Here is a 17,887-nt window from a genome sequence, read left to right as displayed (position 1 = left end):
AAACCCCATCTCATAGAATACTACCTTTGGTGGAGTCAGTTTTTCATTTTGCAATTTCAAAATGAAACATTTATCCATAGGATTTATTTTGGGCTTTTTATTGGTAGCAGTGCTTGGTTCGATAAGTGCCGAGATAAGCATGGCTTCAGAAAGAGTTCATCCTTATTTATATATTACGGCGTCGGATGTTGAGCGGGCAAAAAGCAATATTGAGCGCTACACATGGGCTCGCAAGGTATTCGATACAATCATAAGTGAGGCTGATAAATGGGCTTCGCTGTCAGACGCAGAGCTAAGAGAGCGTGTTCCACCACCGGGGTCCATATACGCCTATGGATTTTCAAGCTGTCCGGAGTGCCATGTCTCCTGGCCTTGGTGGGGCGCAGGGGGAATATGCGATTTTTCACGCCCGCTTAAGGTTAAATGTCCTTCATGCGAACGTATTTTCCCAGATGAAAGGCATCCCGACAATGGCGAGGGCTGGGTTGATAACAACGGAAAGAGCTATTATTTCATAGGAATATATAACTCTTTTGCAATCCAAGCAATTACTCTACGTGCACTAGATGTTCTTTCGAACGCCTACATCCTCACCAAAGATGAGCGGTACGCTCATGCGGCATCGGTCCTTTTAGATAGAATAGCAGAAGCATATCCCACATGTACTATTGGTTCAATTGATTACCCAGGCGCTCCTGGAGGGCGGTTCGAGAGAACACAATATCAAGTCGCAAGGGTATTGGTTCATTTTGCGCGGTACTTTGATCTTTTGTACGACAGCCCTGCGATGGATGCACCATCTGCGACTGGAAAAGCGAGTATAAGAAAAGCAGTTGAGGAAAATGTGCTCAGAAATGGTGCAGATTACTGCCTAGAGCAGTCCAAAACAGGGCTTTATGGTCTTACCAATGGGCAAGCAGATTTTACTAGAGGAGTTTTGGCAGTTGGACTTGTCTTAGGCGATGATAACTATACAAATTGGGCTCTTAAAGGTCCTCAAAATGTATGGAATTTCCTAGAGAATAATCTAGACCGTGATGGACAATATTTTGAAACCTCGACTGGATATGCTGACCATGCGCTGAACCTATATATTGATATGGCTGAAATGCTAGTGAACTATCGGAGTCCTGAATATCCAGAGGGAATCAATCTCTATGAGCACCCGAAGCTATCCAAAGCATTGGCTTATAGCGAATTGGATATGATGTGCGCAGGACACAAGCCAAGATTTGGAGATAGTCTGCCCGATGTAGTGAAGCTTGAAGGCGATAGCAAGACTTTCGAACCGCTCTCGTTCATGCGAGTAGAATATCTTTACAGGCGAGCAAGTTCGCAAAAAGCAAAAGAAGAATGGGCTAAGCTGCTCAATAAGATGTCTAACGGCGATGTTGAGGCCGCAAGGGCTTCATTGCCTAATAAAACCTGGCTACTCTTTCATGCTGAACCTGCACCGAAGGTAAACGTTGAAACTTCTCAGCCTCAACGGTCAAACCTTCTTGATGGAAAAGGAATAGCAATTTTGAGGGCAGGTGATGGACCAAAAGGGAGCGCAGTACTTTTAAGATATGGGCCTTCGGTTTGCCATGGGCATTTGGATGATCTTAACGTAAACTTCTTTGCACTAGGCAGAGAGCTTACATATGACCTTGGCTATGTGCTAGGCAGTGCGCACGTCCAAAAAGGCTGGGCTCATCAAACCGCAAGCCATAACCTAGTAGTTGTCAATGAACGCTCGCAGATGCTCGAAGGTTTGACAGGTGGAAGTCCTCACCTATTTGCTGAGGGGAATGCGATTAGAATGGTGGAGGCTTCGGCAGAGAATTCCTACAAGTCAGAAGGGGTATCACTTTACCGAAGAACCCTTGCGCTCGTTGGGACTAATAGCGAGTGTTCATATCTTGCAGACATCTTTCGTGTTCGCGGTGGGGACAGTCATGATCTTTTTTGGCATGCCGTTGGTGAGAAACTTACTGTCGAGGGCGCAGAACTTAGCAATTTGGACAGCGAAGGAAGCCTAGCAGGCAAGGAGTATGATTGGGGGCGTAGAGTTGGGCCAGACGGCGACATAATTGGTGTAAGCGGTGCTAAACCTTACTGGAATCCGCCTCCTGGGAATGGTTATGGCTTCTTGTATGATATACGGCATGGACCCATAGGAAAAAGCTGCTCGGCAAGCTGGGTAATAGATTCAAAAAGTCAAGATATGCTGAAGATATACCTTGCACCACCACCGGGGTCCGAAATCGTTACTGCAACAGCGCCTGGAGTTTTGCCTAAGTTTCCCAAAGCGCTCTTTGCAATCGTGCGAAGAAAAGGCGATGACTTATCTTCGGCTTTTGCGAGTGTTTTACAGCCATACAGTGGGTTGAATCCCGGTATCGACGTTGAGCGCATGGCTGTAAAAGATGATGATGGTCTACCTGTGGGCTTGCATGTTGATATTAACAATGATATTCGAGATTATATTCTTTCCTCGGTTAATCCTGCAAAGGAATATGAGTTCTCTACGAATGGTGAAATTGTTAGGTTGAAAGGTAGATTTGCATTCGTAAGGACAAAGCATGGCAAATTGTGCGAGGCATTATTGATTGGTGGGACGCATGTTTCAGTAAGCGGAATAACAATCACGACCGGGATATCGGAGTATTGGGGACGGATTAATTCAGTTGATTACGAAAATTGCCAAATAGAAACAACACGTGAGCTTCCAACAGACGGCTCTCTTGTTGGGCAAATTATATACATCGGCAGGCGAGACTACAATCATAAATCTGCTTACCGAATTAAGTCAGTAACCAGGAAGGGTGGGCGATTTATAATCCAGCTTGACACAGATACCTTAGTTCTCGGAAAAGGGTTCACTAGTCCAGATGACGAGCCAGGAATGCATGAGGTCCACAATATTGTTCCCCTTGAAAAGTCCGCATCTTGTATCCGCACGGATACGGGTTATTTTCGTGGAAAGCTTATTAAAGGAGAAGACGGTAGAAGCTCAAGAATAATTAATGTTCTTGCAGCCGGTGGTAAGCGAACGATTCTTGTCCCAGATGCGTCAGTTTTTTCAAAGGGCAAATCACTTGTAATTTATGACATACAAGACGGTGACATATTTGAAATTCCCTCGTTTGTCCACATTGTGCGCGAAAACAAAAATCTGCAAGCAAAATGCAATACTCCTGCCCAAGTTCACATTGACGCAAAAGATTTCCCCCTAGATATTGGCACTTTTACCTTCAATCTCTAATTCCCTTGTTTTTAAGCCTAAAAATGGAGGGTATGAAAAATACGGGTTATTAGCCTAATATTAGGCCATCTGGCTAGGAAAGGAGTGCAAACATGCAGCCGGAATATGACAGCAGTTTAATAGGGCCAGCTCAGTCAAGTGTTTTTCGGACATCGGACCAGATTCGTGAAGATGTAATAAACCTAATTAATGAAAATGATGCAGTACAGCCCAAGGATATAGAAGTAATCGTTAACGATGGGGTTGTTATCCTAAAAGGAAAAGTTCGAGATGAGTTAGCCAAGCAAGAGGCTGAGCAGGCAGCATCGGAAGTCCTTGGCGTTGTAAAAGTAGAAAATCAATTGGAGGTTGGGATTTGAGCGAACTTCAGCGTCCTCGTGGTGAGCTTGAGATATTTAGCGGAACAGCCCACCCAGAGCTAGCGCTTGAAGTAGCGATTAGGCTCGACCGTACCCTTGGGCGTTTGAATGTTTCGCGGTTCCCTGACGGAGAAATTCACGTCCAGATAGAGGAAAGCGTTCGAGGCAAGGATGTTTTCGTTATTCAGCCGACTTGCCCACCTGTAAATGAAAATTTCACCGAACTTCTAATAATACTCGATGCGTTGTATCGTGCATCTGCAGGCAGAATAACGGCTGTAATCCCTTATTATGGCTATGCACGGCAAGATAAGAAAACAACTGGCAGGGAACCAATCACAGCCCGTATGGTTGCTGATATGCTCACCACAGGTGGGGCGGACAGGATTGTAGCCATGGACCTTCATTCCCCCCAAATTCAAGGGTTCTTTAGGATTCCGGTTGATCATCTTACTGCTGTTGGGGCTTTGTGTCGAGAGCTCCATTCGCTTGAGATAAAAGATGCTGTTATCGTTTCTCCTGATGCAGGTCGTGTTAAGTTAGCTACCGAATATGCAAACCGCCTTGGTCTTCCGGTTGTTATAATTCACAAGCGGCGTGTTGGACCAGAATTAACAGAAGCGGTTCATGTTGTCGGTGATGTGAAAGGGAAACGTCCTATCATAATTGATGATATGATAACAACCGGAGGGACAATCGAAAGAAGTGTGAAGGCTTTGCTCGAACATGGGGCTAGGGAGGAAATTTACGTGGCTGCTACTCATCCGGTTCTTGTGGAGCAAGCAGTTAGCCGCCTTGCAAATCCTGCCATAAAACAGGTACTGGTAACAAATACAATTCCTTTTCCTGCTGGAAAAACTCTTAAAAAGTTCCGCATTGTTTCTATAGCCCACTTAATTGCGGACGCCATCAGAAGCATCCATACCGATAGCTCAGTAAGCCAATTGTTTGTTTGATGAGACCAATCGAATCAAAATAAGTCATTGAAAAAATTCACAGGCTAAAGGTTTTTATAAAAGTCAAGACTAAAACAAGAATAGTGTTCTTGCTTGGCAATTTATTTAAAGATTGAATTGAGGCTGGAAAGGATGAAAATAATTCTCGGATTGATTTTGGGCGGCGCCGCTGGTTATATGCTGTTTCTTGTTAGTAAGGCATTGGGAGGTGGGTGAAAAATTACATGCAATCCGTATGTTAGCATTGCTTTGGGTGCTATAATTGGATTGCTGTTTGCCCTTGGTAAGGGCCAATAAAAGATTCGGTGAAGGTGATTAGCTATAGCAAGGAGAATTCAAACTTTCGAAAGGGGATGGAAAAGTGCTTATTTCTTATGAAGGCGGACAGAAGTTTATTGCGGAATCAAGAGGGCATCGCGTTGTCGTAGATTTGCCTCCAGACCTAGGTGGAACAGATTCAGGAATGATGCCGCCGGAACTTCTCGCAGCTTCGCTTGGTTCATGTGTTGGCGTGTATGTTGCAAACTATTTGAACAAATCTGGGATTTCAACCGAAGGCCTAAATATTGAAGTGAGTTACGAAAAGGAAGATAAACCTTCAGCTAGGATTAATAGCTTAAACGTGAAGGTAAATTTGCCTGCTGAAGTGCCAGAAGACAGACATCAGGCTATCATGGTGGTAGCAAAGCAGTGTTTGATACATAACACACTTCACAATCCACCGGAAGTCAAGATTGAATTAGTGTGAAAATTTAGTAGTTTAAACTTTTCCCAACTTAGCGAGAGCGGGGTCGTTGGTGGCTTCCATATGTTCTATTAGTTGTTTATGTAGTTTTTGCCTAATATCTTTGTATGCTGAGTTCATGCCAAGGTCATTTATTTCCCAAGGGTCTTTTTCTAGGTTAAATAATTCATGGCGCCCGTCAGAAAAGACACAATATTTCCATTCCTTTGTACGAATCATTCTGCTGAAAGACCCTTTGTCGCCCAATCCTCGTTCGCAAAAAGCAGGTCGGTCATTTTCCTTTATTTTTCCTTCAAGCAATGGCCTAAGTGAAATTCCTTGTACGCTTTTAGGGATTTTCACACCGGCGTAGTCAAGAAAAGTAGGCATAAGGTCAACCGACGCTGCATGCGTATTAATTATTGTTCCTGGTTTTATGTGTCCGGGGTAGCTTATTATTAGCGGTACTCTCACTATTTCTTCATAAAAAGCTGGGAGTGATTTGCCTACCATTCTGTGACCTGCTTGCATATCGCCGTGGTCGCTAGTGAATACGACAAGCGTATTCTTTTCTAGTCCTTCAGTTTTCAATGCATCAAGTATTTTCCCAATGCAATCATCAACCATTGTAACTAAGCCATAGTAGCATCGCAGATATTCGCGCAAGAGATCATCGCTCATCAGTTGACCAATTCGGGCGGGTTGAGAATTCTTGTATGCTTCGGGACGGTGGGTGAAATTAGGCGGAAGCTGAATTTTTGCTGGGTCATACATGCTGTAATAAGGCTCCGGTACAACCCAGCATGGGTGTGGTGGGTTAACTGAATATGTTATCATAAAGCGCTCATTCTTGTGTTTTTTAATAAGTTCGATACACCTATCGGCAAGCCATGATTCAAAGGTATACTCAGGAGGACATAGGGAGCGGCCTGTGTAGGCGGGATTTTGTGCAGAACGGTTTTTCTCCTTAGACCATACCTCGAAAAGCTTTGCCATTTCTGGTTTTAACGCTGCATTGTCAATAACGACATCTCCTTCTCGAGGTTTATGCCATCTTTCAACAGGCTGTTTTCTTAGCCATTTTTGATATGTCTGTTGGGAGACAGCATCTTCTTCATCGTTGTTGTAACAGCGCAAATCGCGAACATTGCCAAGGTGCCACTTGCCCATTTGGCGAGTGCAGTAACCTTTGTCGAACAAGATTTGTTCACAGGCGACAACGTCGTCTTTTAGGCCAACATCGTCTTTCTCAATGTTGCGTACAACACCATGAGTATGTGGCCATTGCCCTGTTATAAAGGAGGCACGGGTGGGGGAGCAGAATGGCGTTGCACATACTGCATTTGTAAAACGGGCACCTTGTGATGCTAGTCTATCGAGGTGAGGCGTCTTGACCAATGGGTTGCCTGAACAGCCGAGTACCCCATGATGATGCTGGTCTGTTATTAAAAAGAGGATGTTTGTGCTTGCTGTTTGGCTAGCTTCTAGGAGATTTGGGCTTAGGGTGTATGCACACACGAAACCGCCAGCAACCTTGATGAATTCTCGCCTAGTATAACGCATGAAAGCCGCCTCCTGAATTGTTGGGGAAAGGTACGTTACTAATTTTACGCATTCTACAAGTTTAGGCGTGAGAAATCAATGGGGGTGTTTATTAGGGAGTGATAGTTAAATTTTTACTGTCTCCCATAATCTTCGTAGTTTGTCGCGGCTGAAGAGTAGGTAATCACGGTCTTCGGAAAAAATTTCGAGGGTTATAGTACCATCATACCCCACACGCTTGAGAATATGTACGATCCATCTCCAGTCAATGTGACCTACGCCAAGTGGGAGGTGTAAGTCAAGTTCGCCTCCCTTGTTGTCGGAAAAATGCACATGTTCCAGCCTATCGCAGAATAACGTAGCTAATTCAAGCGTGAGATTATGTTCAGTCATTAGGTTTGCGTGGCCGACATCGAGGTGAAGGCCAAGGTCTGGAACAGCTGAAAAGACTGCAGAGAGATCTCGCGGCGTGTTAAACAGCGGCACTGTATTTTCAATCATCAGTTTCAAATTCAACTCTCGTGCAAGAAGCGACAATCTTGCAAATGCATTGATATTGGTTTCGCGAATCCATCGGTTGTCGTGCAAGGGTACAGTTACAAATGGGTGAATGTTAACCTTCTTTGCCCCTATTTCTGCAAATATTCGCATGTCTCGTTCCATTTCGGCGATTGCCGCTTCTCGAAGTTCGGGGAAGGGCGATGCGATTGGAAGATAATAAGCTGTATGTCCTACAACACCAAGGCCGGTTCGTTCTAATGCTTTTTTTATTTCGTTAACTGGAAGCCTTGCTGAATATGCTAAGTCTGGTTCGAGCGTTAAATCGATAAAATCAAACCCATCCGAGGCAAAACTTTCAATCTCCTCAATAACATCTTTCATTGGGTTGTTCATTGCGCCGATTAACATATTATTTCGCTATATCAACACGCCGCGTGTATAAATCCATGGGTCTAGAATTATTTCCCTGCTAGGTTGTTCCTTAGGAATTTCAAGTTTTTCGAGCCTTTCCAACAGCTCTTTGCGAACATAATGCGGAACTGCGTCTGCATCGGCGGGATATACCCATTCATAGAGTATAATGCAAGAGAGCAATACTTGCCAATTTTCGCCCAATTTTGAAAGCAGGAAATCCCAATCGAGATTTCCTGGTCGAGAACGTATAATTCTAAAAATATCAGGCCAATCGCAGCGCTGGCGGTTGACTGTAAATATTTTTGTCCAGATTAGACAATCAGCTGGCATGAATCGAACTGGTATGCCTAGGAAAGTTCCCTCAACTCCCCGTTTGTAAAATGATTCATCTACAGATAAAAGATGGTTTGGAGATTCCCAAATAAGGTCTACCATTATTTGGTTCTTAATTGCATGAAAGATCCATTCGCGATCGCCAGCTGCGGTTTCTCCATAGTCCAAAAAACCAACTTGAAGCAGGACGTTTGCTGCTTGTTCAACCCACTTTTTTTCTAGATATAGGTCCAGGTCATGGGTGTACCGGCAATATCCTGTATAGTGCCAAGCAGCGTATGCACCACCTACAACATAAGGTATTTTTGCAATATTGAGAGCCATTAAAGCTTCTTTGAAAACCTCAGCATATTGTTCTGGAATTTCTGTTTTCATTTTATCCCCTCAAAACCGGCGCATAGTTTAATTACCCGGTTAACTCGCCTCCAAAACATGAGCGTTTATAAAGAATGCGGTAAACTGCTTGAAGGCTATTAAGTGAAGGAATTCTGGATAATGGAATTGAATATGACAGGCGATGAGATGATTTCACCTGAGGATGAACAATGATTAAAATTCTCCTCTTGTTTCTAGGCATTTGTCTTTTGAGTTCTAATTCCCAGTCATATGAGGTATCTAACGGCTACTTTTTCCTAAGCGGGCGTGATGGTTATTTCGATGTGTTGCGGCTTGACCCAACGGGAAATGGGAAGTATGGCGAAAATATCATCAAGGCGATGTCGTTTGGTGGCCCGATAGAAAAAAGCAGTGGCATTAAGCTTGAACAGCTAAAAAGCGGTATTATCCTTCGAAATGTCGCTATAAAATCGCCATTTAAAATTAAACAAGAACAAAGCGGCCATCCGATAGCGTGTCCACCCCAAGGCACATTGGGTGTAAAATTTGAAATCAGCTCAGGAAAAATTACAAGTGTTTCTGGAAGTTTCCCCACATGGCACGAAGCTAACTGTGGTTGTACTCTTGTTCTCTACCGTTTGCCAGATGGCGACTTTGCTAAGAAGGAGGTGGTAGCTCGTCGTGTAATTGTAAATGTCCCGGATAATAGCCGCCAAGGTTTGCAGTTTGACCCTCAACCAGCAGGTGTTTACTATTTCGAGATGTCGGCGCCTACTGGTAAACAAATTGGTTGGTGGGCAACAAATAATAATGTTAATTCTTCAATGGTGGCTTATATTGATGGTAAGGAGCAGTCTGATATCAACTTTGTATTTGAATATGAGGGTTTCACGGAGCTGGCAGGCGATGTGGAAATTACCTTAAGGGATTCTAGGCTCAAAAGCGAATTTAAGTTGACAGAAAGCAGTGTTTCGTCTCCTGATATCCAAACGTGGATTGTCATGCCTTGGAAGAAATCAGGCTATGATGTTGCAATTTTCCCATTTAAAAGATTTTATACTGATGCTGGACAGCATATAATCGTTCAAGAATTCAAACGCAGGCCATTTTCTGACCATTTACGCCCAAGCAAATGGGTTTATGCTATGGGGCAAAAGAATGCAGATATAAGGTTTGATCTCCAACCTGGACAGCACTTGAAGTTTGAATTCGAAGAAGATTCTGCAAAGTTGAAGTTCAACGGCGCTACGTTGGAAATGGAAGTCCTGCCACACAAAGAGGAGTTGCCTAGTTATTATCCGATTTTTTACTCGTCAGATAAGAACTTTGATAAAGTTCTAAACGAATTCTACTACAGTCATGCACTTAATTTTGGAGTGGGTACACCGCCGGAATGGAAGGAATGGTGTTCCCGCATCCACTGTTGGACCGCCAATCCACAGCGCGACGAGCAGAAGAATCACTTTCTAAACCCTTCAATGCGGGAAGATGGATATGTTTATACGTGGGGCAGTCAGGAAGGCTGGCCATTCCCCTTTAAAGATGAAGATAATGATGGGAAGAACGACTACGATACTAGGCACTTCACGACAAACTCCTGCTTCATATTGGGCGCATACCATTATTTTACCTGGACGCGGGACATGGAATTCCTAAAGGCGGTTATGCCAAAACTAAGGAAAGCAATGGATTTTCAGCTAAATCAACTAAAGGGGAAGGATGGCTTAATCGTAATTGACGCAAAAGGCCACGAAGGAAAACATGATGGGATTGGCAGCAATTATTGGGATATTCTCCCATTTGGTTATAAGGATGCTTTTTGCAACACTTACTATTATGAATCGCTAAGGGCAATGGCAGATTTAGAAGATTTTTGTGCTAAAGCTGGCCTTGACCTTGCTGGGGAGAAGAAGTCAGGAGATTATTATCGCAATCTTAGGATGAAGGTGCGCCAGGAGTATAATTTGACCTTTTGGGACCCAGCAAAAGGCAGATATGTCGGGTGTGTGGATGTAGATGGTGTAAAACATGATTATGGGTTTACCTTTGTCAATCTAGAGGCTATGGCGTATGGCCTTGCCGATCAAGCGCAGGTTGAGCGAATCTATCGTTGGATGGAGACAGAACCAACTTCATCAGGCAAGGCGGATACGTATTCAGCATGGATTTTTGCTCCGCGCGCAAATACAATTCATAATCCAAGGAGGGACGAGCCGCAGGAGCCTATACCAAGCTGGTGGTATTTTGGATGGGCTGGAACAGATTATGGTGACCAATGCCAGGATGGTGGCGCAATTTTGTATACGTCTTATTATGACTTAATAGCTCGTGCGAAGTATCTTGGAGCAGACAATGCTTTTAAGCGTTTTAAGGAAATTCTCGACCGCTATTGGATGCCCGACCGACTTTGCGGAGGGAGTCCACTTTATAGAGGTGAAAAAACGCAAGGTGGTCCTGGCGGGCAAGCAGGCTCGGTAGGCGTTGAGGGAGAATTCCCGGAGAGTGGACTTGTGCCATGTGCGTTCCTTTATGGTTTTCTTGGTATAGAAGCTGATACAGAGGGGCTAAAAATCAGGCCAAATCTCCCATCTTCCCTAAAATACGCTGGCGTCAGAAATCTATGCTACGCCGGCACAATGTATGACATTAAGGTTACAAACAATTCTGTGGAAATAAAGCCGCTCAATGTGTTAAACCCAATGCCCATCAAAGCTAATCTCGCCCCAGGCGAAACGTTTATTCTTACAAGTGGCAGAGTCATTTCAAGATAATCAAACGAAATAGAGAATTCTCTATTCCTAACTCAACTGAACAAGGAAATCCCTATCGTTAGAGAATAAAAAGTTAATGGTGATGTCAAATATGCGTATTCTAGAAATTGCAAAAGCCGTTTTAAAGATTTTGTGCATAATGGTCATCACAATGTGTCTTATAAATGCTGAGGGGTCGAATAAACAACCAGAAGGGCGTCCTATTTCTTATACAGAAAGTATTCCTGGAACGCTTGTAAAATTTGAAATGATTGGTGTCCCAGGTGGCGAGATTCTAATGCCCGACCCGGCGAAGAAGGGTGCAACTAAGCGAATTAAGATAAAGCCTTTCTGGATAGGCAAGACCGAAGTCACGTGGGATGAGTACGATGTTTTTGTGTTTAAGCTTGATGTGCCCGAGGGAGCTCCAGACGACAAAGATGCGATTTCTAGGCCAAGCAAGCCTTATGGGACGGTTGATCGCGGATTTGGACACAAGGGCTATCCTGCAATAAATGTTTCCTATTTTGGTGCTGAACAATACTGCAAGTGGCTTTCGGCAAAAACTGGCCGAAAGTATCGCTTGCCAACCGAAGCAGAGTGGGAATATGCATGCCGCGCTGGCATGCCTCCGCCTGAAAAAGATAAACTTGCAGAGTTTGCTTGGTTTTGGCAGGAAAAGACTCAGCCAGTTGGAAAAAAATCTCCAAATGCATGGGGAATCTATGATATGCTTGGAAATGTCGCCGAATGGTGTACGGATTTGTCGGGGAAACCGGTACTCTGTGGTGGTGCGTTCGATGATATGGCGAAAACGATATCGCCGACAGCACGGAAGTATCAAGACGAATCGTGGCAGGCAAATGACCCTCAAAGCCCAAAGAGCAAGTGGTGGCTTTCCGACGCACCGTTTGCAGGTTTTAGGGTAATCAGGGTGAAGTAAATATTGCAAATTAGATTTATCAATTTTCGCAGGAAAGGGTGAATCAAAGTGCAAAAGAAGGATTCGATTTCACGAAGGGACTTTCTGAAAGGGTCAGCTGCTTCAGCAGTGCTTTTGACTACCGCAGCAGCGGAATTTGCTCAGGGAGCCTGGGCTGCAGGGTCCGACGTAATGCGAATCGGCGTGATCGGATGCGGCGGCCGTGGTACAGGCGCGGCTATCAACTGCATCGAAACTGGATTGCCAGTGAAAATTGTTGCGCTTGGGGATCTTTTTCAGGACCGCCTTGATAGCTGCTTCAAACGGCTAACAGAGGATGAGAAGCTTAAGGATAGCGTAGATATCTCGCGCGACCGATGCTTTACGGGCTTTGATAACTATCTTAAAGTCATCAATGCTGGCGTGGATATGGTGATACTTGCCGCTCCCCCAGGTTTTCGCCCGTCGCATCTTAAAGCCGCTGTTGAGGCTGGAAAGCATGTCTTTATGGAAAAGCCAGTTGCTGTTGATGCGCCCGGGGTGAGAACTGTGTTGGAATGTGGCGAAATTGCTGCTCAGAAGGGACTTGGGATAGTTGCTGGAACGCAAAGAAGGCATCAGCTTTCCTACATCGAGACAATAAAAAGGATTCACGAGGGTGCAATAGGCGATATAGTGTCTGGAACATGTTATTGGAATCAAGGCGGCCTTTGGAATCATGGGCGGAAGCCGGAATGGACAGACATGGAGTGGCAGTGTAGGAATTGGCTATACTTTACTTGGCTATCGGGCGATCATATTGTTGAGCAGCATGTCCACAATCTGGATGTAATTAATTGGGCACTCCAAGCCCATCCAGTGAAATGTGTTGGTATGGGAGGGCGCCAAGTTCGTACAGACCCAGCATATGGACATATCTACGATCATTTTTGCATTGACTACGAATATCCAAATGGTATTCATGTGATGAGCATGTGTCGACAAATTGACGGTTGCGCCAACAATGTCTCGGAACGTGTGGTAGGAACGAAGGGGTGGTCAAACTGTGCCAATATGATTCGCGGAGAGATTGAATGGAAGTATGAAGGTGCGAATCCAAGTCCATACGTTCAAGAAAATAAGGACTTGATTGAAAGTATTCGTTCAGGAAAACCGTTGAACGAAGCGAAACAAATAGCCGAAAGCTGCCTTACCGCAATCATGGGCCGAATGTCAGCCTATACAGGGCAGGAGATAACTTGGGAGCAGGCGCTTAATTCAAAGGAAGACCTAATGCCACCCAAGCTCGAGTTTGGTCCGCTTCCTGTTGCACCAGTTGCTATGCCTGGAAAGACTCCTTTTATTTAGTAAACAATTGGAAGAAGTGTCCATCATCGAAAAATAAATGAGCGCACAGGAGGTTAGGTATGAAATTAAATAGGCGTGAACTGATGACAGCTGCAGCGCTAGGGGGTGCCAGCCTTGCGCTAAGTTTTCCAGAGGTTGAAGCGAAAGAAGCAAAACAGAAAGCGGTGCTTAAGCTTTCCAGCCAAGAGCGAATCATTCCAGGCAAGGACCTCCAAGAGCGGATTGCAAAGATGGAAAAATGGGGTTTCGAAGGCATTGAAATAGGTGGGCGCGGGCTTAGTGAAAGAGTAGCGGAGATAAAGAAAGCTCTAGCAAACTCAAAGATTAAGGTAAGCGCAATATGTGCAGGTTTTGATGGAGCATTGATTAGTGATCAAGAATCTGAACGTCAGAAAGCTATTACAACAATGAAAGAAATTCTGACAGCTGCAGGTGAGCTAGGTTCAACTGGTTTAATCTTCGTCCCAGCTTTTAATGGTCAAACGAAGCTAGGGCATGTGGAGGGTCGTCAGATACTTGTTGAGCTGCTGCCTGAACTAGGTGAATATGCCGTTAAGTGTGGAACGCGCCTTTTGATGGAACCACTTAATAGACGTGAGGCTTGGTTCTTGCGCTTGCTTGCCGACGCAGCCGCAATTTGCCGTGATGTAAACCACCCAGGTGTATGCATGATGGGAGATTTCTACCATATGAATATCGAAGAGCCAAGTGATTTGGGTGCATTCATTTCGGCAGGTAAGTATTTGCATCATGTTCACTTGGCTTCCGCAAAAAGAAAACTCCCTGGTCAAGACGAGCGCGACTTTCGCGACGGCTTCAAGGGGCTGAAAATGATTGGATTCCAAGATTACTGCAGCCTGGAGTGCGGCGTAGAAGGGGATCCTGAGGTTGAAATTCCCAGGTCAGTAAAGTTTTTGAAAAAACAATGGGAGGAAGCGTGAAATAACAATTCGCAAACAATATTTGGTCTTATTCGTTCTAACGATTTTTTCTATATTGCTAGGTTCTTTATCTTTTGGCTCGCATCCGAAGCCAAGCCGCTTTGAATACTCGGAAATTGCAATGGGTGTGCGCACGCGTATTGTGCTGTATGCGCCAAATCAAAAGGTTGCAGAAAAAGCGGCAGAGGCTGCTTTCAAGAGGATAGCTTATTTAGAAGATATCATGAGCGATTACAGGCCCACGAGCGAAATCATGCGTCTTTGTGCGAGTGCTGGTGGGCCTCCTGTGCGGGTAAGCAAGGAACTTTTGTTTGTTCTTAAGAAATCTGTTGAGCTCAGTCAAAAATCGAGTGGCGCATTAGACGTTACAGTTGGTCCGCTAGTGAAACTCTGGAAGAAGGCTCGGAAGTCGGGCGTGATACCTTCGCAGGACGAAATTGAAGAAGCAAAGAAATTGGTTGGATGGCAAAACATAATAATCGACGAAAGAACGGGAACGGTAAGGCTTGCTAATAGGGGAGTGCAAATTGATCTTGGGGGAATCGCCAAGGGTTATGCTTGTGATGAGGCAATGCGAATTCTTAAGCGGTACAATATAAATAGCGCTTTGATTGAGATGGGCGGCGATGTTTTGGTAAGTAATCCTCCTCCAGGCAAGAAGGGGTGGGAGATCGAAATAGCAAATTCGGAACCTCAGCACAGCCGAATAGTGCTTTCTAACTGTGCAATTTCTTCGTCTGGCGATACCCAGCAGTTTGTGGAAATCAATGGGAAACGATACTCACATATAGTAGACCCACGAACAGGGTTGGGGTTGACAAATAGGATTGCGGTTACAGTAATCTCCCCTAGTGGAATCATTTCCGATGGGCTTGCGACTGCTGTGAGTGTATTGGGCAAAGAAAAAGGATGCGCACTTGCATCAACTTTCCCTGCGACATCAGTATATGTTCGCAACGTTTCGGATTAACTTGCAAGAGATAACAAATGAAAATTGAATCCATCGAAGTAATTCCGCTGAATTTACCATTCAAAACGGAGTTTAAAATTTCTCGTGGTTCTGTTGGCGGGCCGAAAGCCGGTGCACCACATGCATACATTCGCGTTGTAGCCGACGGAATTTCGGGGTGGGGCGAGGCAAGGCCTAGCCCAAGGTGGAGCTATGAAACTCTCGAATCGGTGGTAACTTCCATTCGCAAATATCTTGCCCCGGCGCTGATTGGCTTAGATGCAGAAGATTTGGATGCAATCCATAACGTTATGGACCAAGTGATTGCACCTGGAATTACCGTTGGACAGCCCATTGCTAAGTCGGGCATAGATATGGCATTGCACGACATTATATGTAAAAGAAAGGGTATACCTCTATATAAGTATTTTAGCAAAAGTTCATCAAAGTTAGTAAATCTTAGCTTCCTAACAACTGTTGATTCGCCGAATAAAGCTGAAGAGGTGACTGCTGAAGCTCTTAAAGCAGGTTATCGTGGGTTTAAGGTAAAGATAGGCATGGATCCTTCGTTGGACCTAGATATCCTGCGGGCGGTAAAGCATGTAGCTGGCAACTGCTTTCTATGGGCTGATGCAAACCAGGCATACTCGGTTGATATTGCAATTCAGAGAAGCAAGGACATGGCAAAAATCGGCGTAGATGTGCTTGAACAGCCTGTGCCAGCCAATGATTTTCTAGCACTGCAAGAACTAGTTGCTAAATCAGCCATTCCAATTGCTGTTGATGAGTCAGTTTTTTCACTGGGAGACCTCGAACAACTTATTAGAATGAAAGCCCTGAACTTTATAGTTATTAAAGTCTCAAAGATGGCTGGATTAACAGGTGCTAGAAGGTGTATCGAAAGAGCACTTGATGCGGGAGTCGGTTTGCTTGGAAGTGGTTTAACGGAGACAAGACTAGGTCTTGCGGCAAGTGCACACTTGTACTCTGCATTTGGGTTTGAGTATCCAGCTGATTTGAACGGTCCTCAATTCCTCGCGGATGACCCAGTCAAAGGTGGAATTGTGATTGAACGGGGGGCGGTTATACTCTCTGAGGCAGCGGGAATAGGTGTCGACGTGGATGAAATCAAACTGGGTCAATATGCTATACAAATATAGCTTTAGTGTTGCAACCCTGCTGGTCATCAGAAGTGTTGCATCTATGATATATGGCTCTCTTTTGCCGTATATTTATAAACCGTTTAGAGATATTAGTCGGGATATTGATTGGGAATTCATCAATAGAGGATTGGATGGCATACATGGGGCAAGAGATACACTTCAATGGTGGACAGGTACTTGGTGTGGCGAAGTCCCGTTTTGGCGCCCTCTAGCTTCTTACGTGTTCTTGCTTGAACGACTACTTTGGCCTCAAGAATTCATGCTTCCCAGACAGATTATTGCGGTATGCGCGCATATGGTTTTTCTGTTTTTATCCGCCGCATTGCTATGGAGAATTACTTACAAGAAGTGGTTGGTTATCACAGCAATATGGCTTTTTGCAGGAGCAAGGCCTTTTCCTATCTCATTGCTTTTTTCGGGATGTGAATCTGTGCGGGAAGCTCTGTCCGACCCCAAGAATATACCAGATTTCTTTTCCGGCATATCCATAGTTCTAAGTCTATTGCTACTTACATATGCAAGATGGGGTCTTGGGTTAATTTTTGCCATAATTGGTGTTTGTTTCAAAGAAATTGGATTTACTGCTTGGCCTTTAGCTGGAATAATGATTGCTTGGTTGAATCGAGAAAAGATACTAACACACGGCGGCATGCCATTTGTTTTGGCATGCATAAGAAAAAATTGGTTACCCACTTTATTTTGGCTGCTTGCTTTAGGTTCACTGGGGCTTGTTCATTGGGTGAGCGTTGGCTTTGGGTATTCTCTTGGTTCTAACGAAGCGTGGTGGTGGCGAACAATTACGTTTTTTGGATGCCCTCTAATTTGCTACTTTCTTTCGCATGAGAAAGCCCCGGTGGTCATAGTATGCCTTGCATTTATTTTTCTGCTTCTTTTGCGCCGAAGGTCATTGGTATACAAACTAATCGGCATGTTGGTTGCATTTACCGTAGGAGTAGTTGCAGATGCTCATCAGCTTGCAATACCATGGCAGGTTTCGATGACAAGGTTGCTCTTGCCTGATGGGGCGTTGCCAGCGATAATAGCTTGTGGATTTTGGCTTTTAGCAGCGTGGGAAGCTAGGCAGGATTGGCAGATAATAACCCTAGGACTTTTGCTTGCAATTATTTCATCGGCTCCAACCTTCTTTGTGGCACAGGCGCTTCCGCACACTAGGTATGTTGCATCTATGTTTCTTTCAATGGTTTCAGCCGCTGCGCTATGTAGGCTGGCCTACCACTTGGCTCATCTTGGCGGTACCCTTGCGTTTGGAAAACCAAAGAGATAGTTTCTGAGCTTCAGATTTTTTGCAGTTGGGTAACGAGAAAGCAGGAAATCTAGTGATTATTAGGCAATATACCTCAGGTATGTTTTGGCCTATTGGATTGCGGATATAACGTAAACCG

Annotated in this window: 14 protein-coding genes; 11 read left to right on the top strand and 3 right to left on the bottom strand. The window is 44.6% G+C overall.

Annotated features, from left to right (window positions below; genetic code table 11):
- Positions 1 to 139: 139 nt before the first annotated feature.
- The 4 genes from QHH26_12035 to QHH26_12020 all read left to right on the top strand — a co-directional run bounded on the left by QHH26_12035 (position 140) and on the right by QHH26_12020 (position 5,310).
- Complete coding sequence (locus QHH26_12035; GenBank protein MDH7482685.1) at positions 140 to 3,247, top strand: heparinase II/III family protein; 3,108 nt, start codon at positions 140 to 142, stop codon at positions 3,245 to 3,247.
- Between the two features lie 92 nt (positions 3,248 to 3,339).
- Complete coding sequence (locus QHH26_12030; GenBank protein ID MDH7482684.1) at positions 3,340 to 3,606, top strand: BON domain-containing protein; 267 nt, start codon at positions 3,340 to 3,342, stop codon at positions 3,604 to 3,606.
- On the top strand, positions 3,603 to 4,562 hold the full coding sequence (locus QHH26_12025; protein ID MDH7482683.1) for a ribose-phosphate pyrophosphokinase: 960 nt from the start codon (positions 3,603 to 3,605) through the stop codon (positions 4,560 to 4,562). Before QHH26_12030 ends, QHH26_12025 begins: the two co-directional genes overlap by 4 nt.
- Before the next feature lie 361 nt (positions 4,563 to 4,923).
- Positions 4,924 to 5,310, top strand: a complete 387-nt coding sequence (locus QHH26_12020; protein ID MDH7482682.1) for an OsmC family protein — start codon at positions 4,924 to 4,926, stop codon at positions 5,308 to 5,310.
- A 12-nt stretch (positions 5,311 to 5,322) separates the two neighbouring features.
- Here QHH26_12020 and QHH26_12015 read toward each other — a convergent pair whose 3' ends face one another.
- The 3 genes from QHH26_12015 to QHH26_12005 all read right to left on the bottom strand — a co-directional run bounded on the left by QHH26_12015 (position 5,323) and on the right by QHH26_12005 (position 8,451).
- Entirely contained in the window at positions 5,323 to 6,849 is a 1,527-nt protein-coding gene (locus tag QHH26_12015) for a sulfatase-like hydrolase/transferase (protein MDH7482681.1), read from the bottom strand.
- A 105-nt stretch (positions 6,850 to 6,954) separates the two neighbouring features.
- A complete protein-coding gene (locus tag QHH26_12010; protein MDH7482680.1) occupies positions 6,955 to 7,737 on the bottom strand; it encodes a sugar phosphate isomerase/epimerase family protein in 783 nt (260 codons plus the stop codon).
- Positions 7,738 to 7,746: 9 nt separating this feature from the next.
- Positions 7,747 to 8,451 (bottom strand): nucleotidyltransferase, encoded by a 705-nt coding sequence (locus QHH26_12005; GenBank protein MDH7482679.1) that lies wholly within the window; start codon positions 8,449 to 8,451, stop codon positions 7,747 to 7,749.
- A 170-nt stretch (positions 8,452 to 8,621) separates the two neighbouring features.
- Between QHH26_12005 and QHH26_12000 the strand changes: the two genes are divergently transcribed.
- The 7 genes from QHH26_12000 (at position 8,622) to QHH26_11970 (ending at position 17,769) form a co-directional block, all read left to right on the top strand.
- Complete coding sequence (locus QHH26_12000; GenBank protein ID MDH7482678.1) at positions 8,622 to 11,183, top strand: hypothetical protein; 2,562 nt, start codon at positions 8,622 to 8,624, stop codon at positions 11,181 to 11,183.
- Positions 11,184 to 11,274: 91 nt separating this feature from the next.
- Complete coding sequence (locus QHH26_11995; GenBank protein ID MDH7482677.1) at positions 11,275 to 12,105, top strand: SUMF1/EgtB/PvdO family nonheme iron enzyme; 831 nt, start codon at positions 11,275 to 11,277, stop codon at positions 12,103 to 12,105.
- Positions 12,106 to 12,153: 48 nt separating this feature from the next.
- Positions 12,154 to 13,431 (top strand): Gfo/Idh/MocA family oxidoreductase, encoded by a 1,278-nt coding sequence (locus tag QHH26_11990; GenBank protein MDH7482676.1) that lies wholly within the window; start codon positions 12,154 to 12,156, stop codon positions 13,429 to 13,431.
- A gap of 59 nt (positions 13,432 to 13,490) precedes the next feature.
- Positions 13,491 to 14,372: a sugar phosphate isomerase/epimerase family protein gene (locus tag QHH26_11985; protein ID MDH7482675.1), complete on the top strand. Its 882-nt coding sequence runs from the start codon at positions 13,491 to 13,493 to the stop codon at positions 14,370 to 14,372.
- Positions 14,373 to 14,493: 121 nt separating this feature from the next.
- Positions 14,494 to 15,342: an FAD:protein FMN transferase gene (locus QHH26_11980; GenBank protein MDH7482674.1), complete on the top strand. Its 849-nt coding sequence runs from the start codon at positions 14,494 to 14,496 to the stop codon at positions 15,340 to 15,342.
- 17 nt (positions 15,343 to 15,359) lie between these two features.
- A complete protein-coding gene (locus QHH26_11975) occupies positions 15,360 to 16,481 on the top strand; it encodes an enolase C-terminal domain-like protein (GenBank protein MDH7482673.1) in 1,122 nt (373 codons plus the stop codon).
- Positions 16,444 to 17,769 (top strand): hypothetical protein, encoded by a 1,326-nt coding sequence (locus QHH26_11970; protein MDH7482672.1) that lies wholly within the window; start codon positions 16,444 to 16,446, stop codon positions 17,767 to 17,769. Before QHH26_11975 ends, QHH26_11970 begins: the two co-directional genes overlap by 38 nt.
- Positions 17,770 to 17,887: the final 118 nt, after the last annotated feature.

Source organism: Armatimonadota bacterium (assembly GCA_029907255.1).
GTDB lineage: Bacteria > Armatimonadota > UBA5829 > DTJY01 > DTJY01 > JAIMAU01.
Note: the sequence above shows the minus strand (reverse complement) of the source record. Positions and strands in the feature narration are given on the sequence as shown.

Bases quoted from the DNA above. Each gene is read 5' to 3' on its own strand.
- QHH26_11995 (MDH7482677.1), top strand. From the start codon at position 11,275: ATGCGTATTCTAGAAATTGCAAAAGCCGTTTTAAAGATTTTGTGCATA.
- QHH26_11980 (MDH7482674.1), top strand. From the start codon at position 14,494: ATGGGTGTGCGCACGCGTATTGTGCTGTATGCGCCAAATCAAAAGGTT.
- QHH26_12030 (MDH7482684.1), top strand. From the start codon at position 3,340: ATGCAGCCGGAATATGACAGCAGTTTAATAGGGCCAGCTCAGTCAAGT.
- QHH26_11975 (MDH7482673.1), top strand. From the start codon at position 15,360: ATGAAAATTGAATCCATCGAAGTAATTCCGCTGAATTTACCATTCAAA.
- QHH26_11985 (MDH7482675.1), top strand. From the start codon at position 13,491: ATGAAATTAAATAGGCGTGAACTGATGACAGCTGCAGCGCTAGGGGGT.
- QHH26_12000 (MDH7482678.1), top strand. From the start codon at position 8,622: ATGATTAAAATTCTCCTCTTGTTTCTAGGCATTTGTCTTTTGAGTTCT.
- QHH26_12010 (MDH7482680.1), bottom strand. From the start codon at position 7,737: ATGTTAATCGGCGCAATGAACAACCCAATGAAAGATGTTATTGAGGAG.
- QHH26_11970 (MDH7482672.1), top strand. From the start codon at position 16,444: ATGAAATCAAACTGGGTCAATATGCTATACAAATATAGCTTTAGTGTT.
- QHH26_12015 (MDH7482681.1), bottom strand. From the start codon at position 6,849: ATGCGTTATACTAGGCGAGAATTCATCAAGGTTGCTGGCGGTTTCGTG.
- QHH26_12035 (MDH7482685.1), top strand. From the start codon at position 140: ATGGCTTCAGAAAGAGTTCATCCTTATTTATATATTACGGCGTCGGAT.
- QHH26_12005 (MDH7482679.1), bottom strand. From the start codon at position 8,451: ATGAAAACAGAAATTCCAGAACAATATGCTGAGGTTTTCAAAGAAGCT.